This is a genomic window from Gimesia sp., assembly GCF_048262075.1.
Taxonomy (GTDB): domain Bacteria; phylum Planctomycetota; class Planctomycetia; order Planctomycetales; family Planctomycetaceae; genus Gimesia.
Genome location: NZ_JBLXFK010000002.1, coordinates 139,025 through 161,290, shown reverse-complemented (window position 1 = coordinate 161,290; position 22,266 = coordinate 139,025). Strand labels below are relative to the sequence as shown.

General features: G+C 48.5%; 17 protein-coding genes. 9 read left to right on the top strand and 8 right to left on the bottom strand.

Annotated features, from left to right (window positions below; genetic code table 11):
• Positions 1–60: 60 nt before the first annotated feature.
• The 7 genes from ACN0YH_RS04325 to csrA all read right to left on the bottom strand — a co-directional run bounded on the left by ACN0YH_RS04325 (position 61) and on the right by csrA (position 6,142).
• Entirely contained in the window at positions 61–384 is a 324-nt protein-coding gene (locus ACN0YH_RS04325; protein WP_417378330.1) for a hypothetical protein, read from the bottom strand.
• A 109-nt stretch (positions 385–493) separates the two neighbouring features.
• Complete coding sequence (locus ACN0YH_RS04320) at positions 494–748, bottom strand: hypothetical protein (protein ID WP_417378329.1); 255 nt, start codon at positions 746–748, stop codon at positions 494–496.
• A gap of 440 nt (positions 749–1,188) precedes the next feature.
• Complete coding sequence (locus ACN0YH_RS04315) at positions 1,189–1,389, bottom strand: helix-turn-helix domain-containing protein (protein WP_417378328.1); 201 nt, start codon at positions 1,387–1,389, stop codon at positions 1,189–1,191.
• A gap of 182 nt (positions 1,390–1,571) precedes the next feature.
• Positions 1,572–2,465 carry a hypothetical protein gene (locus tag ACN0YH_RS04310; RefSeq protein ID WP_417378327.1) on the bottom strand — a complete coding sequence of 298 codons (894 nt, stop codon included), beginning with the start codon at positions 2,463–2,465 and terminating at the stop codon, positions 1,572–1,574.
• A gap of 105 nt (positions 2,466–2,570) precedes the next feature.
• A complete protein-coding gene (locus ACN0YH_RS04305; protein WP_417378326.1) occupies positions 2,571–3,875 on the bottom strand; it encodes a hypothetical protein in 1,305 nt (434 codons plus the stop codon).
• Between the two features lie 262 nt (positions 3,876–4,137).
• The gene (locus ACN0YH_RS04300; protein ID WP_417378325.1) at positions 4,138–5,538 is read right to left on the bottom strand and encodes a DUF1501 domain-containing protein; all 1,401 of its coding nucleotides are present in this window, start codon (positions 5,536–5,538) and stop codon (positions 4,138–4,140) included.
• Between the two features lie 370 nt (positions 5,539–5,908).
• Entirely contained in the window at positions 5,909–6,142 is a 234-nt protein-coding gene (csrA, locus tag ACN0YH_RS04295; RefSeq protein WP_417378324.1) for a carbon storage regulator CsrA, read from the bottom strand.
• A 670-nt stretch (positions 6,143–6,812) separates the two neighbouring features.
• On the opposite strand from csrA, the gene ACN0YH_RS04290 reads away from it, so the two are divergent.
• From ACN0YH_RS04290 to ACN0YH_RS04270, 5 genes are all read left to right on the top strand, one after another.
• Positions 6,813–9,077, top strand: coding sequence for a transglutaminase family protein (locus tag ACN0YH_RS04290; RefSeq protein ID WP_417378323.1), 2,265 nt, complete (start codon positions 6,813–6,815; stop codon positions 9,075–9,077).
• Between the two features lie 42 nt (positions 9,078–9,119).
• Positions 9,120–10,136 carry a hypothetical protein gene (locus ACN0YH_RS04285; RefSeq protein ID WP_417378322.1) on the top strand — a complete coding sequence of 339 codons (1,017 nt, stop codon included), beginning with the start codon at positions 9,120–9,122 and terminating at the stop codon, positions 10,134–10,136.
• Positions 10,137–10,216: 80 nt separating this feature from the next.
• Positions 10,217–11,128, top strand: a complete 912-nt coding sequence (locus tag ACN0YH_RS04280) for a rhomboid family intramembrane serine protease (protein ID WP_417378321.1) — start codon at positions 10,217–10,219, stop codon at positions 11,126–11,128.
• A gap of 182 nt (positions 11,129–11,310) precedes the next feature.
• Complete coding sequence (locus ACN0YH_RS04275; protein ID WP_417378320.1) at positions 11,311–14,001, top strand: M16 family metallopeptidase; 2,691 nt, start codon at positions 11,311–11,313, stop codon at positions 13,999–14,001.
• Between the two features lie 279 nt (positions 14,002–14,280).
• The gene (locus ACN0YH_RS04270; protein ID WP_417378319.1) at positions 14,281–16,011 is read left to right on the top strand and encodes a divalent metal cation transporter; all 1,731 of its coding nucleotides are present in this window, start codon (positions 14,281–14,283) and stop codon (positions 16,009–16,011) included.
• A 41-nt stretch (positions 16,012–16,052) separates the two neighbouring features.
• Here ACN0YH_RS04270 and ACN0YH_RS04265 read toward each other — a convergent pair whose 3' ends face one another.
• On the bottom strand, positions 16,053–16,967 hold the full coding sequence (locus ACN0YH_RS04265) for a glycosyltransferase family 2 protein (protein ID WP_417378318.1): 915 nt from the start codon (positions 16,965–16,967) through the stop codon (positions 16,053–16,055).
• Positions 16,968–17,358: 391 nt separating this feature from the next.
• Between ACN0YH_RS04265 and ACN0YH_RS04260 the strand changes: the two genes are divergently transcribed.
• From ACN0YH_RS04260 to cpaB, 4 genes are all read left to right on the top strand, one after another.
• Complete coding sequence (locus tag ACN0YH_RS04260; RefSeq protein WP_417378317.1) at positions 17,359–18,816, top strand: tetratricopeptide repeat protein; 1,458 nt, start codon at positions 17,359–17,361, stop codon at positions 18,814–18,816.
• A gap of 635 nt (positions 18,817–19,451) precedes the next feature.
• Positions 19,452–19,625, top strand: coding sequence for a Flp family type IVb pilin (locus ACN0YH_RS04255; protein WP_002649391.1), 174 nt, complete (start codon positions 19,452–19,454; stop codon positions 19,623–19,625).
• Positions 19,626–20,334: 709 nt separating this feature from the next.
• Positions 20,335–20,886 carry an A24 family peptidase gene (locus ACN0YH_RS04250; protein ID WP_417378316.1) on the top strand — a complete coding sequence of 184 codons (552 nt, stop codon included), beginning with the start codon at positions 20,335–20,337 and terminating at the stop codon, positions 20,884–20,886.
• Positions 20,887–21,199: 313 nt separating this feature from the next.
• Complete coding sequence (gene cpaB, locus ACN0YH_RS04245; protein WP_417378315.1) at positions 21,200–22,249, top strand: Flp pilus assembly protein CpaB; 1,050 nt, start codon at positions 21,200–21,202, stop codon at positions 22,247–22,249.
• Positions 22,250–22,266 lie beyond the last annotated feature (17 nt).

Below are 22,266 nucleotides of genomic sequence, written 5' to 3'. Positions count from 1 at the left end.
CGTTTTGAATAATTGGATTATTTCGACTGCTGACCGTTCTTAAAGACCGCTTTTACTTAACTAAGTAAGACAGGATCGTTTTTTTCTTTTCCTGATCTGCGATTCCGGAATGATTCGTTTCCCGTGTGTGTTCTGGCATCGGTCACACTTCAGGTACTGGTGTCGGTCGATCCCTTTTTTTCGTGAACTGTAGACAAAGATCGATCCCCCGCAGTCACACTGGTCACCAGGCATCACAGCAGGTTCATCAGAGCCACCGAAAATATCACGCGTCAAATCTGCGTGAGTCTTTCCACAGGATGCCAGAATCGAACCAGTCAAGTCAGGTGCCAGCTTTGCGCCTCCCTGCAGCATCTGAACCAGGTTTCTGTATTGATCGTTCATAAACCCCTCAGATCCCCCGAGGGTCCAAAATGAACCCACGGGAAAAACGCGTCTGCATTGCGTAAGTAATGATACCTCATATACCGATAGTTCCCTGTGGTGTGGAGCTTTAAAAAAGTCCGTTGGAAGGACCCGTGAAGCTGGACACCATGTCCTGCTCTCCGCTGCTCTGTTGTGACTCAGGGCTGACCAGTTGGGCTGCATTGATGCGGATACCGCAACCGCCGGCCACCAGCTGCAGCTTGCGTAACAGATCGTCTGTGGTGATGTGTTCGTTGATTGGTTCAAGTGTCACCAGGAAGATTCTTTCCCTACTGGTCAGCCCCTGGTCGCCATCGTCTGAATGTGGTTGCTTTCGTATCATGAGTCACACCTCGAATAGAGTAGGAAACATTGCCTCTACAACAGCGCGTAACCGGAGCTAAGACTTTAAATGTGAAAGTCTGAAACAACGAGTTTCGTTTCGATCCGGACGGGTCTTTGCTCCGCATTTCACGCCCACTCAGGGACGCCGTGTGCCCACGGTTACCGCCGGGTACTACGTTCGCAGTGTGCCGGTTACACACATCGAAACTATCTCAACTCACTGCCAATCAGGGCTGTATGCTGCTGGCTGAGAACTTGCAGCCATGGTGCAATTGGCTTTGTTCTCATTGAGTTGATATTCCAGAAAAGAGCGTTTTAGCATTGACCGTTTTGAATGGTCTGATATTATGCTTTTGTGTTCGTTTTCGGTTGGAAAAACTCAACTCGCTGAAAACAATCTAAAAGCCCCAGGAGATCAGGCCGGGGCTTTTTTTACGTCTACGCTGTTACTGTCTTCGACTGTTCTTCAATGAATTTCTCGATAGCAGCGCGGGGATATCTGACACCGCTACCCAGCTTCATGAACTTGAGTTTGCCCTGCTGGCGCATCGTGTAGACGGTCTTCTCACAGCAGTTGAGCAGATGGGCTGCTTCTCTCTCAGTCAGCAGCAACGGGGGGGATTGAAAGATCGTAGTCATCGTGACTTCTCCCAGTGTTTCGCGTTTGTGCGGTTTCAGTGGCTTACAATCTGCCACTCACTGGGAAACATTAAAGCATCGATGATCAGAGTGAAAAGATGAAAAGCACCTTTTGTTTCAGGCTTTAACCGACAAAATGAAGTTACGGTGAGTTACGGACAGTTATGGTTAGTTCGAGCGAGTTACTTTGTATCTCTATTTCTGTACTCAGCAAGTCTTAAACGATAATCCTCAATCTGTGCGTGGTATTGTTTTGGAAAATATAACTCATATTTCCGATCGCTCAACTTGATCGCCCATAAGCAACGGTTTTTTATCATGTCTTTGAAATTACCCGGTTTACCTGTGATTCCTGTGACTGAATAAACCAATTCTGTCCTGTTCCCTTCTAGCGGTTTCGGTTTTCCACCACTCTCAAATCTGTATTCTTCCGGGAGTTCTTCAGCGGCATCATGGAACAAGGGACTGCGTTCACTGATGTTTTCAATCTCTTCCACGATGGCCTGGTGAGTTCTTTTCGAAGTTCCGGTTTCGTCAAATGAATCATCAACTTGGAATAGTCTAAGCCGTTCGGACTGGATCTGTATTGCCAGTTCTTCGAAATCGAAGCCATACTCAGAGGTATAATCTGTCACGAGATACCTTCTTAACAGCATGATGCCAGCATGGTGTCCGCTTGTGGCAATCAGCTTAGTTGGGCGTTCATGACCGTAAACAACCTTCTCAGACAAGTTAGCAAAAACGTGGAGAGAGTTTTCTATAGTTTGAGTTATCCAACGTGTATTTTCTTCAATGATCGGCCTGAATCGCTTGGCATCTTCGATCGCCTCCATGAGGTCCTTTGTTGCATCCACGAGCTCAAGTCTTTTGCCAAAATCGCAATCTTCCGTAAACTCTGTTTGTTCTGATTCCGCCAGACCAAGCTGCTCTGTATCCATGATCGCGAGCTGTTCTTGCATTTTGTCAAGTTCTGCTTCCATGCTTTTCAGCTTTCCTGCAGTCCATGACAATCGGACCATGTCACCCAAGGTCATTGAAGCGTCGCGCAATTCCCAATCCTTAGATGGATCGTTCATAAATGCCCCCTGTGGCAATTTCCCTGAGAATGTAAACAACGCGGCGTGCCAGTTCAGGGAAACCAGCTTTCGGGAGCTACCCTAGCCGCGCGTAATTCAATCGATTTATTTAGTTTCTCCCCCAGAAACCTTCTTGGGGAGCTTGCGAGGATTGAGTTCTATTTCATTACCAGCGATATTCAATTTCATTTTTGAAGAGCTTCCCAGGATTGCCGATGCCAATTCATCTGCGGGGTGAATAACATTTTCGCTATCATCCAATTTTGATTTAAAGAGATTACGAGTCATAGCGTCTAATAGTTCTGGAGGAACATCGGACTCTGTCTCTTTCTTCCATTCCAGGCAGCTTTCAATAACCCAGTTAGCCCGACTGATATCAAGATTGAATTGTTGTAATTCAAATTCCAAATCTGAATGTTGTTTTGCCCATTTGTCATGCCATTTTATTGCATATAGAATCGATGAGATCAGTCCAAACACACAAAAAGTAGTTCTTACATAATGGTAATATCCACTCAATTCTATTGAATCTGTTGCACCAATTTTTAATTTTTGGTCAACGAGAGAAAATATCAAAAGAACTGTGAAAACAGATATTAGTAAGCTCATAAACGTAAATACTGGTAGACGTTTTTTCTCTGTTGCTTTTGAAACACCAAAATCCTCAAACCGGTCTTTAACTTCTTTGAGCATTGAGTCGCGATTGTCTCGGCGGACAATGGTATTGTTTCGATCATCGATATCTTGACGCGCGAGATTAAGTTCCTCTTCAATTTTAGCAATCTTCTCTAATTTGCTTTTGTGTTCTTCCTCTAAGCTTTTTGACCGTTCTTCAAAATTTGCATCTAACTTTGCTTTCTCCGCACGTTTATCCTGGTCAAGCTGTTCCCTGTACTCAGTCCCTTTTTGGATCAGCTCCTCATTTAGTCTTTCTAATCGAGTCAGGATCTCAGAATGAATTGCTAATGACTGATGGTGTTCTTTTGATAAATCGTCATGAACAACTGCATCAGGTATGAAAGGGTTTAACTCTTGAACAATCAGTAGGTTAATTTCTAATCGCTCTTTATTGCTAAACTCGGGTTGTCCTTTTTGAGGCTTATTCCAGTTAAGATGTACAGTATCATAAACAGGTGAGTTTTCTGGATCCTTCCCGCCACGATAATAGATCACCTGCAATCCGTTAGTATTTGCAGAGCAGCGCTCTATTATCATTGAATCCATCTCAAGTAATAGTTTGAATTCTGGTTTCATATCATCAGACTCAAACGGTGAGACACTATTTATAGCAACTTCAGCCTGAGTATGTATGTTGATTGATTCGTAACCAAATTTAGTGCATAAGGATCGGTAGAACTCGATTACCTTTGTGTCTGTAGTTCTTGGGATATGGATAGACTTGACGGCCATACTATTTCCTTTAACCAGTTTTCTCTACGCAGTATTTAAGCGAGTTATTTAATTAGTGGGCAAACGTTAATTGTGCGGAAGTATCCAGCAGAGTCAACAGAATAATGATCTTCAGTGCGTCGCTTCTTACGTCGCTTCAAAAAACGAAACCACATAAGACTATACCCCCGCACTGGTTGCGTAAAACCGCATTAGCCCAGCCGGGGGTATTTGTGTTGCTGTTGAATATCAGGCGAGATCGCTGAGGCTCCCCTGCTTTATTTCAGATCAGCTCTTTGATCGGCGCACCATGTGGCAGGATGGGCATGGGGCGGCCGCTGAGATCGAGGAACTCATGGTTCTGGTCGATACCCAGAAAGCGGTAGACGGTCGCCAGCAGATCATTGGGATCCAGCTTGTTGTCTTTGGCGTATTCCCCTTTGGCAGTGGTTGAGCCGATCACCTGCCCCATCGGAGCGCCGCCACCTGAAACCAGGACTGACATCGCACCGGGCCAGTGATCGCGACCGGGCTGCATGACCTTGCTTTTCGTTCCTGGTTGAACAGTAATACGGGGCGTGCGCCCAAATTCTCCTGAGACGACGAGCATGACTTTCTTGTCGAGTCCGCGGCTATAGATATCTTCAATTAAAGCTGCGACAGCCCGGTCGAAATGAGGCATTCGCACGCCCAGATCATAATACAGGTCACCGTTGATGGCATGAATGTCCCAGTTAGAATGGATGCGGTTTTTCTGGGTACCCGGGACATCCGGGTTATTCATATACATGGTGACAACACTGCTGCCTGCTTCAACCAGTCGTCGAGCCAGTAACGCACGTTGACCCCATTTATGACGGCCATAGCGATCCCGGGTCGCATCGCTTTCCTGAGATAGGTCAAAGGCTTTCCTCGCTTTTTCGCTGGTCAGCATGCCCAGCGCCTGTTGATTAATATTGTCCATCGCCTGCATGGAACCATTCAGGTCGACATCTCTACGGAAGCTGTCGAATGCTTTCAGCAGACCGACACGATCATCAAGACGATCTTTCAGCCTGCTGGAAACGGATAAATTCGGTACCGTGTAACCTGGGGCACCCGGATTGCCTCCGACTACAAAAGGCATGGCCGATTCACCAAGGTAGGCACTGCCTCCGCCATAAGCGCGAGGGGAACTGGCGACGTAGTTAGGGACTCCTGCTTTTCGACTCTCACGCATTTTTGCTACAACGGGTCCGACTGTCGGAAATTCTGAAACAGGACTGACACTCTGGGTTTTACGGCCGCTTAAGAACCGAACCGAACCGCGGGCGTGTTGTGAATCTTCATGCGAAATCGAACGAATGATCGAAAATTTGTCGGCGACTCTGGCATGCAGCGGAAGAAGTTCGCAGATCTCCATCCCGGGAGCCTGAGTAGAGATCGGGTTGAGCTGCCCGCGATAATCACTGGGGGCATTGGGTTTCATGTCATAGGTTTCCATATGACTCGGACCGCCGAGCAGCCAGATGAAAATCACGGCAGTATCGTCGTTACTATGAGATGAGGTTCCCACGGTGTTTGCCAGGGCCCGCGTTCGCAGCAGATCGGATAGTCCCAACCCCCCCAACGCCATATAACCGGCTTCCAGAAAACTACGTCGTGACATCGGGCCGGGACAGTAGACGGAACGGTCAGCACTCATGGTGTCACCTCTGGCTTGCGGATACAGGCGGGAAAGTCAAATTACTCCGGGGAGCTCTTTGTGGTGTTTTTTGTGCAGGAATTTCGCAGTGTTATTAAGTCCTCATTCTAACCGGGCTATGAAGTATACACAAGCGGTGGTTGATGCGTTTAGGGGGGGATAGCTGATTTACTACCCCGCTCCATTCCCCTGTCGACGCACAGATTGAGCCTGATAAGGAACCAGGGTGTTATCAGTTAGTCATTCCAAGGAGTCGGCGGGTATCTTCAGGCAGGGTGGCATCTCAGGATATTGTGGGGTAGGATTCCGCCCGGACAGTGGTAGAGAAGCGCAGGAACGCTTCCTCCGACTGTCCGATCTGCGGAATCAATCAGGAAATGGTACCACAAAAGGCGAGAGAAAACTGGGAGTTTTCCCGGGCAGTTTCCTGTGTGGAATCTTCCTGTGTCACCGTCTGCTTGACCTGCTCGGGACGGGAAATCTGAATTTCCCGGGGAGCAGCGATGCCGATACGAACGGCTCCTTTTTTGGTTTCCAGAATGGTGATCTGGATGTTGTCTCCAATTTGAATCGATTCGTTGATTTTGCGGGATAAGACCAACATTTGTAGACTCCTTCTAATGAATGTGGAACTGTCTTGTGTAGGTGTAACAATCTTGTAGATTGCCTGTGGTGGGGTTCGAAACGATTCGATTTTGCAATCGTGGGGTCGTTCCGCTTGTTACCGAAATTTTCTCAGGTTCGGTAGGTAGAATCAGGCAACCAAGGGCATTATTGAGCTAGTTGTTCAACTCAATTCAGCAGTAATTTGCTGTCGCATCTCTCAATGTAACTATGGCGCTCGCACCTCCAGCGGCGAGCATGCGGCCGGCACCTGCCGGGCAAGTAGTTGATTGCTGGCGCGAAATTTACCTCCCCATCATTTATTATGCAATATCAGTTTTTACTTTTTTACAAAATTATTGGTTCTGGTACCGGTTTCATGCTGATTAAGCTTCAGTGAGAGTGCGAAAGTGTGTTCCTGAAAGCGTTTTAGATTGAGTTGAATCTGTCTGTTCTTTTTTGCATTCTGTGGTCCGGGGAAATACAATAACAAGAACTGCCGAGCCTGTTTGAGCGCTTTCGGTTTCTGAAACACTACTTTTCAATGAATTGATTCTGTAGTGAGCCTGTTCGGCAGAAACCGAATCCAGGCTGATGGAATTCCTTTTGATGGGAACTAAGAAATGATCGGATGTCAGAAAAGAACCGCGTGGTTCTGTTGCAGACAGAGCATGTTTATTCTGTCTGTCGTGATGCTGCTTATGGTGATGCCGCCGGTCATTTCAGCGGATTCTGATTCAGAAGAGCCGATCGCTGCCCGCCGCCCTGAGATGTCTGGCACAGACACGAACCAGGTGTTGTCTGCAGAAGCGCTTGCAGAACAGGCGAAGGCGTCTGTGGTTGCCGTCTCATTTGCAGGCCGAGATGGTCAGCAGGCGGGATTGGGAACCGGCTTTGTGATCAGCGCTGATGGTCTGATTGCTACGAACCTGCACGTGATTGGTGAGGCCCGACCCATTTCGGTGCAGTTTACAGACGGAAAGAAATATGACGTCAAAGAAGTGCACGCTACCGATCGCCAGATGGACCTGGCTGTGCTCAAGGTAGAGGCGCAAGATTTGACACCGTTACCACTGGCGGCACCAGATTCCCTCAAACAGGGAGCGGAAGTCATTGCGCTGGGGAATCCGCAAGGCCTACGATACAGTGTTGTCAAAGGAGTAAACTCGGGAACCCGGGAAATCGATGGCAAGCCGATGATTCAACTGGCGATACCAATCGAGCCGGGAAACAGTGGTGGCCCGGTTCTGGATGCACAGGGATACGTTCAGGGAATTGTGACTTTAAAATCTGCGGTAACGCGTAATCTGGGTTACGCAGTGAATATCAGCGCGCTGAAAGTACTGCTGGAAAAACCGAACCCGGTTCCGATGAACCGCTGGTTGACTATCGGCACACTCGACGAGCGGTTCTGGAAACCATTGTTCGGATCACGCTGGCGACAGCGTGCCGGTCGCATCATGGTAGAAGGTTTCGGAAGCGGTTTAGGAAGTCGTTCTCTGTGCATTTCGCAGGAAGACCTGCCCGAGCTTCCCTATGAAATTGCAGTGGAAGTCAAACTGGATGACGAATCCGGCGCTGCGGGGCTGGTTTTTTACTCCGATGAAAACACGAAACATTATGGTTTTTATCCCAGTAACCAGAGTTTGAGAATCAGCCGTTTTGATGGTTCGGATGTTTTCTTATGGCGGGTACTGGAAGAGAAAAAATCCAACTCGTATCGCGAAGGGGAATGGAATCAGCTTAAGGTACGCCTCGAAGCGGAGCGGGTATTATGTTTTGTCAATGATGAGCAGGTTTTCGAAATCAAAGACCAGCGGTATACCCAGGGGAAAGCAGGTCTGGCCAAGTTCAGGAATACGGTGGCTGCGTTTCGAGGATTTCAGGTAGCACGTGAGATTGCCCCCTACCGCCCTTCTCGAGAAACCGCACAGAGAATTATCGATTTGACTGAAGACCTGCGTGTGGATCGTCCTCCCCACGATACTCTGATCGAAGAAGTGGTCAAAGAAACTGATGAGAAACGGGCACAGCAGGCATTGCAGGAACGGGCGCGTTTACTCAAGAAGCAGGCGGAGCGTCTGCAGCAACTGGCTCAATCGATCCATGAGCGAGCGGTTCGAGATGATCTACAGGAATTGTTTGCCAGGCAGAAAGAATCCGAAATCGATTTACTGACTGCTGCTCTGCTGATCGCGCGACTGGATAATGCCGAAGTGGATGTCGAAACCTATCTCAACCAGATAGCCGGAATGGTGAATGAAATCCAGAAAACACTGCCCGCTGATGCAACCCCCAAGGCGAAACTGAAGGCACTCAATGATTACCTGTTTCGCGAAACCGGTTTTCATGGAAGCCGAACGAATTATTACAGCCGTTCCAACAGTTATATCAATGAGACAATCGAAGATCGCGAGGGACTGCCGATTACACTGGCGATCTTATATATGGAACTAGGACGCAGGCTGGGGCTCGACATTGAAGGCGTAGGGTTACCCGGTCATTTCGTGGTACGCGTGAACTCGACAGCCGAAAAAGGGGAGCTGATAGATGTATTTGAGAGTGGCGAAGTGGTGAGCGAGGAAGCTGCGAAAGCAATGATTGTCTCTGCGAACAGTGGTCGATTCGATGAAGAATTTCTCAAAGCACAGCCTAAGAGGGAAATCATCAAGCGTATGTTGCGGAACCTGTTGAATCTGGCGCGGGATGATGAAGACATCCCTTCCATGCTGCGGTATGTCGAGACGATGATCGCCATCGATGCAGATCTGTTGCAGGAACGCTGGTTGCGGGCCGTCTTGCGGTATCAGACCGGGCGGATCACAGAAGCGATGGCTGATGCGGATTTCCTGCTGGAAAAATCACCCGAAGGATTTGACCTGCGCCGAATCCACGAGTTCCGCAATTATCTGGAGACAGTGAAACCGTCTGAATAAGCTGTATTGCACGGCTGAATGATTTGAGATCGGAGCTTTGAATTGAGCTGGAAGAAATTGGGTTTATGTCTGTTGTTCCTGATGCTTGAGGTCCCTCTGCTCTTCGCGGCCCATCCGCTGGCTGCACCAAAACGAACGAGCCTTACCAATCCACAGATCAAATATCAGTTGACAGATCAACATACGGCGACGCTCAAACGGGGAAACGTGACGGCCATAATCGTCGACAATTCTGCCGTAGATACGAAAGCGTTGCCCGGCCATCGCGCCGGTTATAATGGAGTGGCTTCGCTCAAATATGCCGGACAGGATGAGAGTCTGTTTGTCCCTGCCCTGGCTGGCTTGAATTTCGAGCACATTCATGATGGCACACCGGATCTCAAAGAAAAATTTGAGCCTCGCAAATTTCCCATGCAGTTGCGGCTGATTTCTGCAGACACAGTAGAGTTGTATCAGCCTCCCACTGAGAACTGGAAGCTGGAAAGCTGTAGTCGTTATCAGATTCTGGAAGATGGCACACTGGAATATACGTTCGAGTGTATTCCGCATGCTGATCTGTTCAAGAATGGATTTATTGGACTGTTCTGGGCCAGTTATATTCAGGCTCCCGAGGATCGCCGTATCCACTTCTATGGGAAACCGGCAACGCAATTGAATCAGCCGGAAATCTTGTTGCATGCGCTCACTCCCGCGCATGGAGTTGACAGTACGCATCCCCCTGCGCACGCGACTTTTTTTCCGGAACTGTCCGCGGATTTCCCATTAACCCTGGTGAATCATCCGTCTGCTTACCGGTATTCCCAGCCATGGTACTATGGCATTCGTGATAATTATTCCTATACTCAACTCTTCAGAGACCGGGATCAGATCTGGTTCGCGCAGTCACCTACCGGAGGCGGAGGCAAAAATCCTGCCTGGGATTTTCAGTGGTTTATCCCCGATTATCAGCCAGGCGAAGCTTACGGGTTTGTGATGCGGGCACATTATGCTTCGTGGTCTGATCATGCAACGTTACAAAAATCGGTTCAAAAACATTTATCTGCTTTAGCACAAGATTAGTTATCTCTGGCCTTTCAGGGAGTAATCTGGTTTCAGGATGCAGCCAGTCGTGTGCAGATCAGGCATGGATTGAAAATAGAATGAGAAAAATCGGCTCCCTTCCTTCCGGGCAGCAGGCAAAACAGTTCGAAGACTATTTGCTTACCAATGGTGTGGAAATCAAGATCGAACAGTCCGTCGACCAATGGTCGGTCTGGGTCTTTGATGAAGATCAGATCGAACACGCCAAACAGGAACTGCAGGAATTTTCCGCGAATCCTGAATCCGAAAAATTTCAAGGAGTCACACGTAAGGCAGATGCGATTCGTGAATCGAAAATTAAAAAAGCCGCGGATACTGCCCGCAAACAGGTGAATGTCCGCGATACCTGGAATCAGCCTTTCACCAGTCGCTGTCCGGTGACCTCGTTGCTGATTGGCGTCTCAGTGGTTGTGTTTCTGCTGATGCAGTCGAACGAATTCAACAGCGAGATCAGACAGGAATTGAGCATCAGTTCATTCCAGGTTTCAGGTAATATGATCCGCTACAGCCCTTATCTGCTCGATATCCGGGAAGGGGAAGTCTGGCGATTGGTGACCCCGATCTTTCTGCATTTTTCTATCATGCATATCCTGTTTAACTGCATGATGTGCTATCAACTGGGCGGTGCGATTGAGTTCAATCGCGGCAGTATCAAGCTGGCCTTGCTGGTGCTGTTGACGGCAATTCCATCAAATGTGGCTCAGTTTTACTGGTCGGGCCCCAGCTTTGGAGGTCTGTCAGGCGTGGTCTATGGAATGTTTGGCTATATGTGGATGAAGAGCCAGTTTGACCCGCAGTCTTCATTTTTTATCCCTCCCAACATGGTTGTGATTCTGATTGGCTGGTTTTTTCTCTGTATGACAGGTGTGATGGGGCCCGTGGCTAACATGGCGCACGCGGGGGGCCTGGGGATGGGAATGCTGATTGGTGTGGGCACCACCTTTTTAAAGCAGGCCGGTAAATCGAGCTGAACTCGGTGAATTCTCGGAGTCAGTGATTGTTGCCCCTCCGGGAATCGCCTATAATTCGAGCGATGATAAACGAGATGCTGTTGAGTTAAGGACTGACTAAATTGCTGACCCTCTCAAGTGGAGCGAAATATCGGATGATGAATCGACAAAAATGGAGTTTAATCGCAGGGGTACTTTTCGTAATGAGCTTTGCTTCCCAATCATTTCTGGCAGCAGCTGATGCCCCTGCCCCACCTGAAAAAATTCGGACCGTAGAAGGCATTACCGAGTATTCGCTGGCCAACGGCATGAAAGTACTGCTGTTCCCGGATGCGTCCAGTCCCAAGGTGACTGTGAATCTGACCTTACTGGTCGGTTCCCGGCATGAAGGTTATGGCGAAACCGGGATGGCGCACCTGCTGGAGCATATGCTGTTCAAGGGGACGCCTACCCATCAGAATATTCCCAAAGATCTGCAGGCCCGCGGTGCCCAGTTCAACGGAACGACCTGGTATGACCGGACCAATTACTATGAAACGCTGCCCGCGACCGAGGACAACCTGGAATTCGCATTGAAGATGGAAGCCGATCGCATGATGAACAGTTATGTGAAAGCTGAAGATCTGGCCTCGGAAATGACAGTGGTCCGCAACGAATTTGAGCGTGGCGAAAACAGCCCTTCCCGCATGTTGATGCAGAAAGTGATGTCTTCCGCGTTTGAATGGCATAACTACGGGAAATCGACCATTGGTAACCGGGCTGACATTGAACGTGTCCCCATAGACCGTCTGAAAAGCTTCTACAAAAAATATTATCAGCCGGATAACGCGGTTTTAATTGTCGCTGGAAAATTTGATACCGACGAAGCACTGAAGCTGATCAACCAGTATTTCGGCACCATTCCCAGGCCCGAACGAAAACTGGATAAGACGTACACCGAAGAACCTCCGCAGGAAGGCGAACGCATCGTGACGCTGCGTCGGATTGGTGAAGTTCCCGTCGTGGGAGTCGTCTATCATATACCGGCTGCCGCTCACAAAGACATGGCTGCCATTGACGTATTGGAATCAACCCTGACCGATGATCCTTCAGGCGTCTTATATCAGGCCCTCGTGAAGACGAAAAAGGCCTCCAGTGTTTCCGGATCTCTGTTTGCATTACATGATCCCGGTGTACTCCGACTGATGGTGGAAGTCATCAAAGGCAATGATCCACAGGTCATTCTGGGAATCATGTTTGATACGCTGCAGACGGTCAGAGAAAAAGGGATACCCGCCGAAGATGTGGCCCGCGCCAAAGAAAAACTGCTGAAACAGTATGAGCAGGCGGAAAATAACAGTTCGCGGCTGGCAGTAGAACTTTCAGAATGGGTTTCAATGGGGGACTGGCGTCTACGGTTCCTGTATCGTGATGCTCTGGAAAAAGTGACTCCCGAAGATGTTAAACGTGTGGCGGATGAGTATCTGAAAGAAAATAACCGGACGGTGGGCATCTTTGTTCCCGTAGACGAAAGTCAGAAAGTCACCATCCCGCAAATTGATGATGTTGCCAAAATGATTGGCGACTATCAGGGACGTGAAACAGTTGCCATGGGAGAAGACTTTGATGTCTCACCCGAGAATATCAAGAAACGCACGACTGTCAAAACATTGCCCAGTGGTGTGAAGGTCGCGTTGCTTTCCAAAAAGACCCGGGGTGAAGAAGTCAATCTGAAGATGACACTCCGCTACGGCGATCTGGAAAGCCTGCAGGGCAAAAAGACAGCCTGCGAATTTCTGCCTGCCATCATGAAGCGGGGGACAAAAAACAGAACACGTCAACAGATTGAAGATGAACTCAATAAACTGCGTGCCCAACTGTCTCTCTCCGGTTCACCCGGCGAAGTCAATGTCTCTATCAAAACCCGCAGTGAGAATCTCTCCAAGGTTTTGAATATCCTTAAAGAAATTCTACGCGAGCCAACCTTACCCGCTTCCGAACTGGATGTGCTGAAATCGCAGTCAATTGCGACTCTGGAGAAGCAGAAAACAGATCCACAGTCGCGGGCGATTCTTTCGGTACGAAGTCAACTGCGTCCCTATCCGGAATCTGATCCCCGCTATGTGCCGACGATTGAACAGGAAATTGACCGGATCAATGCATTGTCACAGAGTGATCTGCAATCACTGTATGAAAACTTCATTGGAGCCTCTGCGGGAGAAATTGCCGTGGTTGGTGATTTCTCTGAAGACGAAGTGTACGCACAACTGGAATCCATGCTGAAAGACTGGAAATCACATGCAGCTTATAAGCATATTCCCTCGGAACCACACGCAATCCCTGGAAAATTGACTGAAATTATCATCCCCGATAAAGCAAATGCCTTCTACTTTGCCGGTTTGACGTTTCCCATGAACAGTAATTCCCCCGAGTACCCCGATCTGATTGTGGCGGGCTCGGTATTGGGGTCCAGTGGTCTTTCATCCCGCCTGGGTGACCGCGTCCGTCAGAAAGAAGGTCTGGCCTATGGCGTTGGAGCATTCATTCACGCGGATAACGTGGATTCCCGCGGTTCCATTTCCCTGTATGCCAGCTGTAATCCGGACAACATGGAAAAGGTGGAAACCGCCATCAAGGAAGAACTCGCCTTACTGATCTCGAAAGGGATCACAACGGAAGAGCTGACGAATGCCCAGAAAGGTTATCTGGAACAGGAGGAAGTTTCCCGCACCAGTGATGCTTCCCTGGCTTCCATCCTGACAACCAATCTGTTTGCCGATCGGGATATGACTTACTATTCCGAACTGGAAACCAAAGTCAACGCGGTGACTGCGGATGCCGCCCAGAAGGCGTTCGCCAAATATATCGATCCCGCAAATCTGATCATTACTGTTTCGGGAAGTCTCAAACAGTAATTTCTTCTTCCAGCAATGCATTTCCCCGAACAATTTCTGTCCGGGGAAATGCGACTGGTTTTCTTCCCCAGATGTGTTCTCCGCACATCCCTGTCTGCGCTCAACTTGCATTCGTTTACAACTCGCGTACTCATAGCTTTTACAGATCACCAAACTCACCCCCTGATCAATCAACGTTGCTTGATTCTCGACTGACAACTGGTTACCTTGGTCTTTTTACGTTCTGAACAAAGTATTCTAAATTAACTTAAATAAACCTTGGTATAGCAAGAGTTTGCAATGACAGATGAAGCAGCAAATTCCCGGATTGAACAAGACCGCCAACTGATCCTGGACGCGAAGACAAAAGGGACTGGTGCAAAGATCATGGCTTACACCAGGCTTTCCGGTCCCGGCTGGTTGCAGAGTGCGATTACCCTGGGAGGCGGTTCATTAGCCGGTGGTCTCTATCTCGGGATTCTTTCCGGTTACCACCTGATGTGGTTACAACCCGTAGCGATGATCATGGGTGTCATCATGTTAAGCGCCATCGGTTATGTGGCGTTGTCGACAAAAGAACGTCCCTTTGCTGCGATCAATACTCACATCAACCCGGTCCTGGGTTGGGGGTGGGCGATTGCGACTCTGATGGCGAACCTGGTCTGGATTATGCCTCAGTATGCGTTAGGGACAGCAGCCCTGCAGCAGAACCTGGCGCCTGAAATGATGGCAGGCGAATCCGGTAAAGCCATGGCAGTCGGTTTACTGTTTGTGATCTCTGCGATTGTGATCTGGTTTTATGATTCTGGCGGATGGGGCATCAAGCTGTTCGAAGCCATCCTGAAAATTCTGGTCGGTATTGTTGTTCTCTGTTTCTTTGGTGTGGTTGCCAAAATGAGTATTTCGACGAACGATCTGGACTGGGCTAAAATTCTGGCTGGTTATATTCCGAATTTCAGTCTGTTTTCAAATCCCTCACCTGAGTTTTCCGAAGTGCTTTCGCAGGCGGGTGGTTTTGCAGATTACTGGAAAAACCTGATTGTCGGAAATCAGCAGAAAGTGATGATTACCGCTGCCGCGACTGCGGTGGGTATTAATATGACGTTTCTGCTGCCCTACTCCATGCGGGCGAAAGGCTGGGATAAAGATTTCCGCGGACTGGCGATGTTTGACCTGGCGACCGGGCTGTTCATTCCCTTCATGCTGGCAACCAGTTGTGTTGTGATTGCAGCCGCTTCCCAGTTCCATGCCAAGCCCGCTGCGGGATTACTGGGTGAAAAAAATGCGGAAGGTCAAGTGGTTCAGGCAGATCCCGGTCTGTTAGGACAATATAACAAACTGCTGGATGCCCGTATAAAAAAAGAGGTACCCAAAGCGGAATGGAAAGCGTTATCGAGTGACTCGACAGCTCTGGAACAGAAGCGGGCGGATTTACCACTTCCGGAACGTAAACTGGCAGCGATGCTGGTCAACCGGGATGCGTTTCAGCTGGCGTCATCCTTGACACCGCTGGCAGGTGCCACCGTTTCCCAATTGATCTTTGGTCTGGGGGTCGTTGCTATGGCGATCTCGACCATTATCATCCTGATGCTCATTAACGGCTTCGTCTTCTGTGAAATGCTGGGAGTGGCACCTCGAGGGATATATCATCGCATTGGCTGTTTTATGCCGGCATTGACTGGTATGACAGGTGCTTATCTCTGGAAAGGGGAAGCCAAGGCCTGGTTAGCTGTGCCAACTTCCATGTTCGGAATGGTACTGCTGCCGATCGCTTATGCCACGTTCTTCTTCATGATGAACTCTCCCAAGATTCTGGGAGACCGGATTCCCAAGGGGGGCAAACGTGTGGCCTGGAACCTGGCGATGGGCATTTCTACCCTGCTGGCGACCTTCGGCTGTGTCTGGAGTATTAAATCCAGTGATTTCGCCACCTATGGATTTGTTGCGTTGGGAGTCTTTATTGGACTTGCCATTATTGTGCATTTCACACGCGGGGATTCAAACTCAGCACCTCACGCAGCTGGTGAGTAGACTTAGATGCAGCCATACCGGGCAACAACTGTGTAGGGAACCTATTGCAGTTGTACCCGGTTCTCTGCGTCACATTCATTTTTCTTACTGAAGAAAATCTTTGAAGGGCGGATGCGCAGCCGTTGTGCCCAGAATCGCGCGAGCACAGCCAAAGTGCCCATTCCGTATTTCACACAACGCCTGAAGTTGATGCTGGAGGCTTCGGGAAAGTAACGGACGGGGACAGGGATATCGCCGATCCGGAATTGAAAGTAGACTGCCTGTGCCAGTAGCTGGCTGTCAAATACGAAGTCGTTGGAGTTGCGTTCAAAGGGAATCGTTTCCAGAACTTCTCTGCGATAGGCACGAAACCCACTGTGAAAGTCGCCCAGGTTTTGACCCAGCGCTATATTTTCGGTGATCGTCAGCAGTCGATTGGCCAGATATTTCCAGGCAGGCATCCCCCCTGCCAGCGCTTCCTGTCTGGTACGGATTCGAGACCCCATGACAACATCGCAGATTCCCAGTCTTAACAGCTGGATGGCGATTCCCACAACGCGGCTATCGTACTGATAGTCGGGATGCAGCATGACGACATAATCTGCGCCGTGTTCCAGTGCATACTGATAGCAGGTCTTCTGGTTTCCACCATAACCTCGATTTTCTTTATGTTTCACCACTGTCAAACCGTGCTGTAATGCCAGTTCGACCGTTCCGTCCGTGCTGCCATCGTCGACCAGAATGATTTCGTCAACCGCTTCTGCAGGGATGTCTGCCAGTGTTTTTTTCAGGGTGCTTGCCGCATTATAAGCGGGCATCACGACGATGGTTTTGCCTTGTGGAAAACAGCTGCGTTCAATTTCTTCCAGCAGTGGTTCCAGGTTCTGGAACTTTGACATGCTCTCGGCACTGTCAGGAGCCATCACAGGAACAGGTAGAGTATTTTCAGAATCTGTATTGGACAATGATACCAGCAAGTTTCTCTCCCAAAGTCACAACGGTAAAACAGATCGACTCTGCAGTCAGAGTATCATCCACAACAAACGTAGCTTAGATTTAGACTGTGTCCAGTTTTACTGTCGCGTCTCCAGGGCTGTTTGATCTGAGTATATTAAATTGAGAGACCCTTTGCTTTAATGCGATGCGCTCTGGTAGGCAGGCAGTACCATAATCCCAATCGAAGAAGTTGCTGGCTGATCTGGTCATTGCCGCGGGCCATCTGTGGCGGTTGTGCCGATTAGGGAAGTTGTTTTGGTGAATGATGTTGCAGGGAATCAACATTTTTTTCAAAGCGTGTGCACTTAACTGTGCGCAACCTATGTTAAGAGTAGGTTGCAAATCAATCTGCACAGCTCTGGAAACGTTCAAATGTCAAATCAAATACAATCAGATCAGCGGGGGCTCCCCTGGCAGTTATTCCAGGCGGTCCAAAAGGAGTGGCGCGCCTGCTGCCTGTTGGCTCTGCTGGTTCTGATCAGTTTTGGAATGGCGGTCAGTTTTGATTTTGTCAACTGGGATGACCCCTGGTATGTCATTCATAATCCCCTGGTCAAAAGCTGGCATCCCGAAAATCTGCAGAAAGTCGCAACACAGGTTGTGACCAGAAATTATGCGCCGTTAACCGTATTCTCTTTTCTGCTGGATCACAGTGTCTACGGGCTCTGGGCCGGCGGATATCATCTGACGAATATTTTGTTGCATCTGGTGAATGTTGTTCTTGTTTTTCTGTTAATTACCAGATTGACTCAGAACCGGATGATTGGCTGGGCGACTGCTGCGGTATTTGCCATTCATCCAGTCCAGGTGGAAACCGTAGTCTGGATCTCTTCGCGAAAAGGGCTACTCTCAGGTGCCTTTATTCTGGCATCCCTCTGGTACTGGCTCAGAAAAGACCGCACTCTGGAACAGAATACCTGTGGATTCTTATGTTTCATCTGTGCCTTGCTTTCCAAGGCTTTAGCTGTGGTCGTACCTGCAATTGTGTTCTGTTTTGACTACTGGGTGGCGAAAGTACCATTTCGGGAAGCAGTCAGAAAACAGATCTTTCCGGGTTGCTGTGCCCTGTTGCTGCTCGTGATTACGATGCTGGCCCAGACCAGCGAACTGGGCGGCGTCCGCGATCACTTTGGCATGAGTAAACTGGAGTTGATATCGGTTGATACCGTGATTATGTCAAAGTACGTACAGATGCTGCTCTGGCCTGGAACTCGATCTGTACTGTACGATCCTCCGACTAGTGGCATTGCCTGGAATGTCACGATTTCAGCTGGCTGCTGGCTGCTGGCTGCGATTCTGTTTGCCCGCATGGGGAAACGGCAGCCATTAATCTTATTTACGGGGGCCACATTCATACTCCTGTTGATACCGGTTTTAAATTTGTTTCCCATTACGACGTTGATGAATGACCGTTATCTCTATCTGCCTTGCATCCCCTTCTTTGCCCTGATCTTTGCAGGTACCATGCAGTTGCTGGAGCGATTGAGAGATCGCATTCTGGTACGTGTTTTTCCGAAGAAATCACGATCGGGATATTTCCTGCCTGCCTTGTTTGGAGTGCTGGTGCTCGCCTTGTTGACTCGATTCAGCTGGCAGACTGAACGTTATCTGACGATCTGGCGAAATGGCCTCACGCTCTGGCAATACACGTCGACACAAGTGCCGGAAATTCCGGTAGTGCAGATTCAACTGGCTAACAGTTATCACAGCCTCGGTGATTCCGAGCGGGCAGTCAGCATTCTCAGGCGTGCGCTGGAGCAGACTAAACCGGATGAACTGGACCGTGAACGTATGCAGCAGAAGATCCGGGAATGGTCGTCTATCAGATAACAGGTTCGAATACCTGCTGCAATCTGTTCTGAGTTCTCTTCTGCTGATGATTGCCCGGAAGCTTAGGTCAATACGGCTCACGTTTCATAGAGAAATGCGATCATTTGGACCATCTGATAAAGATAATTCAGACTGGCTTACCTGTTCCACTGAAAAAATGGCGCTGTTGATTTTTTACATCATTGTTGAAATTCACTGGCTGCGTAGAGTTTTACGAGACTTGAGTGTTTCTTTTAGAGAACAGGGTGTTTTACTTAAAAAATCTTTTGCATCTCTGCTTGACTGTCTTAACCCGTGACCTACTTTTAAGTGTGATCAGCTTGCTCAGCAAGTAAAAGTTGATGCAGCGAGCACAACAGGTTTGACATCATATCGGAATGATCTTCCGTTGTTATGTAAATTAAATATCACCAATACTATTTCTGTATTTCAGATTTTGAATGCAGAAAATCTGCTCTTCTGAAGAGGGGGCATATTGGGAGCTTCATTTGAGGATGTAACTCAAAGAAGCAAATGTTTCGGGTGAGCTGTGGGAATCAGTGAGCACTTGGTGTTGCGGTTTCTATAGCTTGGTTGTTTTGTGTCGATACATGTGGTCCATGAGTCGACTCCAATTGGAAAGAAAGAGAGCAACAATGAAGAATCTGACAAAGAGCATCAAAAACTTCCTGGTTTCAGAAGATGGTCCTACAGCTGTTGAATACGCTGTAATGCTGGCTCTGATCGTTATCGTCTGTCTGACTGCTATTCAGGCTGTCGGAACAAACGCCAACGCGAAGTTTGAAGCTGTACGTGATGCATTGACCTAATAGAGGCCAGTTGTATTACCGCAAAGTTAAAAAAAATCGCTCAGTCGAACCTTCGGCTGAGCGTTTTCTTGCGTAGCGAATCACTGAAAGTCAGCTGATCGCAATGTCTGATGATGTTCACTTTCTTGAGTTTTAAACTATTACGATTTTTTGAGGAGAGCGGAATGTTTCCTTACTGCTTTGATGCCCCCGCGGGTGCGGTTTTGGAGTTATTCATGATGATGGCTACCGTTGTAGTCTGGTTTACCTCCCTGCTGAGCTGTGGCCGCTGCTAATTCAATTTACCGGATGAAATTTAGAGCGTCGGATCGGTTCCATCTTTTCCGGACGGGAGAGGATTCAGTGACACGGCGAGCAGGCAGCATTCGCCTACAGTCGATGACAGGCAGGTCACAGAGTGTTGTGAAACGAGATATGAATAACCGACGTGGAGTTTATCCGTATTCAATTCAAACTCCGCCAATCACACATTTCACATCCTGACAGCAGGCCATCAGAAACCAGAGAAAATTTCAAGATATTCACTCCCCTGCTGAGCCTGTGACCTAAACTGAATAGTAACAATACAAATTATACCAGGCTCGATCCTGTCAACGATGGTTCGCATGAACTGACTGAAGATCACTCCTGAGTATCACTAACAAGAAATCTCCCCCAAGGAATGCTCTGAAACGCATTTCATTAAGACACGATAAGAAAGGCCATATTGATGGATTGGCAACAGTTACTTCTCGAGAATTGGCATGTAAAATTTGTTTCCATTGTCTTGATTTATGCCGCATACATTGATGGAAAAGAACTGCGTGTCCCCAACTGGATCACCTACCCGATGGTTCTGTCCGGATTGATTTACATGACCTGGACTGGTGGGCTGACTGGACTGGGTTGGGGACTGCTGGGAATGGTCGTCGGACTGGCTACACTTCTTCCTCTGTACAGCGTAGGCGGCATGGGAGCAGGAGACGTCAAACTGATGGCTGGCATCGGTGCCTGGCTGGGTGTGAAAATCACCTTCTATGCATTTTGTGTGACCACAGTTGTGGGGGCAATCATGGCGATCGGCATGGTGCTCTATCGCAAGAAGTTCTACAAGCATCTGGGACAGGCGATGATGATTCTGGATGAATGGCGTTCGGTGAAGAACCCACGCGAACTGTCACGCATTGCCCGGGAACGAAAACCAACCATGTTTCTATTGCCTTATGGTATCCCCATTTGTATCGGATCGATTGCCTATTTTTTCTACGCCGGTCTCCTGTAGGCTGGAGCTTGAAATCCCCCACTGCCTGTTAAAACAGGTGGAGTGGGGTGGGTGGCGGCTTCGGGATGACCGCAAGACGCCATATGTTACAACCAGAATAACTATTCCAAACGATAAAATCGTTATAAATTGAAGCGAAAGCTCTCGAAGTGCCGATGTTCTCCATGATGACAGAATTTTCTTTTCTGATCTCCTGTGACAACAGATGCATATCAGGTTCGCCATTTCGGAAAACTGACCTTTAAGCCCCTGGGGGATAAGTTGGTTTTCACCAGAGCTTCGTTGATATGTTTCTCTTTGATGGGTGACAGAAATGAAAGTCAAGTCGTTAATGATGTTGGTGATCGCCGTCGGTTGTGGACTGGTTGCGATGTTGGGCGTAAGGCAGATCCTTAATAAGGATGATAATCAGGCAGAGGTGAAAACGGCAAATGTCCTGGTGACAATTGCCGAGATCGCGCCTGGTACTCCTTTGAATGAGTCCAACGTCAAATTCAAATCATGGCCGATTGATCAGGTGCCGGAAGGCTCCGTCACCAAGCTGGAACAGTATAAAGACCGCTCCATCAAGACTCGGGCCGTGCCGGGGGAAATCGTGATGAAAGCGAAGCTCAGTGAACAGGGAGTTCGCGGAGCATCAGTCGAAATTCCAGATGGAAAACGGGTCTTCACGACATCAGTAGATATGACCAAGACACATAGCGGTTTAATTCTTCCTGGAGACTTTGTGGATGTGTATGTGACTTTCACAGCACGTAAACCTGAGGGAGGGATGTCAACAATTACGAAAGTGATTCTGGAACGGGTAAAGATTTTTGCGACGGACCACCTCACAGATGTGGGTGGGACAGAAAGCAATCAGGTGAAATCGAAAAATATTTCGCTGTTACTTTCGCCCCGTGAAGGAGCCATGCTGAAGCTGGCAGAGAAAAAAGGAGAGGTTCATCTCGCATTAAGAGCACAATCTGATTCGGCTGATTCGGAGGATGTGCAATTTGATGACGACGAACTGGCTGAAGTCTTTTCGATTGAAGGCAGTGAGTATCTGAAGAATGGAGAAGAATCGGTCCAAGGGGATGTAAAGAAAAAAGAGAAACCGGAAGTAGTTCAACAGGAAAAAGAACCTCAGTCGCCCAAGCAGTTTCTGGATGAAGAACAGGAACCGCAGCAGATGACTTCGGCTGAAGCTAATGTTGAGCCGCTGGAAGAACCTAAAAAAATGTGGCAGGTTGAGATCTATTCCGGAGAGGAAAAAATCGTACAGGAAGTCGAACTCCTGGAAGAGGAAATCGAAGATCAGAAAGCTGCTTTAAAAGATTTGTGGGAAGTGTTTACAACCAAACAGAAACAGAAAATTAACTGAAAAATGAGACTCCCCTG

Excerpts from the sequence above, each read along its gene's own strand:
- ACN0YH_RS04325 (WP_417378330.1), bottom strand. The coding sequence starts at position 384 with ATGAACGATCAATACAGAAACCTGGTTCAGATGCTGCAGGGAGGCGCA.
- ACN0YH_RS04320 (WP_417378329.1), bottom strand. The coding sequence starts at position 748 with ATGATACGAAAGCAACCACATTCAGACGATGGCGACCAGGGGCTGACC.
- ACN0YH_RS04315 (WP_417378328.1), bottom strand. The coding sequence starts at position 1,389 with ATGACTACGATCTTTCAATCCCCCCCGTTGCTGCTGACTGAGAGAGAA.
- ACN0YH_RS04310 (WP_417378327.1), bottom strand. The coding sequence starts at position 2,465 with ATGAACGATCCATCTAAGGATTGGGAATTGCGCGACGCTTCAATGACC.
- ACN0YH_RS04305 (WP_417378326.1), bottom strand. The coding sequence starts at position 3,875 with ATGGCCGTCAAGTCTATCCATATCCCAAGAACTACAGACACAAAGGTA.
- ACN0YH_RS04300 (WP_417378325.1), bottom strand. The coding sequence starts at position 5,538 with ATGAGTGCTGACCGTTCCGTCTACTGTCCCGGCCCGATGTCACGACGT.
- csrA (WP_417378324.1), bottom strand. The coding sequence starts at position 6,142 with ATGTTGGTCTTATCCCGCAAAATCAACGAATCGATTCAAATTGGAGAC.
- ACN0YH_RS04290 (WP_417378323.1), top strand. The coding sequence starts at position 6,813 with ATGTTTATTCTGTCTGTCGTGATGCTGCTTATGGTGATGCCGCCGGTC.
- ACN0YH_RS04280 (WP_417378321.1), top strand. The coding sequence starts at position 10,217 with ATGAGAAAAATCGGCTCCCTTCCTTCCGGGCAGCAGGCAAAACAGTTC.
- ACN0YH_RS04275 (WP_417378320.1), top strand. The coding sequence starts at position 11,311 with ATGAGCTTTGCTTCCCAATCATTTCTGGCAGCAGCTGATGCCCCTGCC.
- ACN0YH_RS04270 (WP_417378319.1), top strand. The coding sequence starts at position 14,281 with ATGACAGATGAAGCAGCAAATTCCCGGATTGAACAAGACCGCCAACTG.
- ACN0YH_RS04260 (WP_417378317.1), top strand. The coding sequence starts at position 17,359 with ATGTCAAATCAAATACAATCAGATCAGCGGGGGCTCCCCTGGCAGTTA.
- ACN0YH_RS04255 (WP_002649391.1), top strand. The coding sequence starts at position 19,452 with ATGAAGAATCTGACAAAGAGCATCAAAAACTTCCTGGTTTCAGAAGAT.
- ACN0YH_RS04250 (WP_417378316.1), top strand. The coding sequence starts at position 20,335 with ATGGATTGGCAACAGTTACTTCTCGAGAATTGGCATGTAAAATTTGTT.
- cpaB (WP_417378315.1), top strand. The coding sequence starts at position 21,200 with ATGAAAGTCAAGTCGTTAATGATGTTGGTGATCGCCGTCGGTTGTGGA.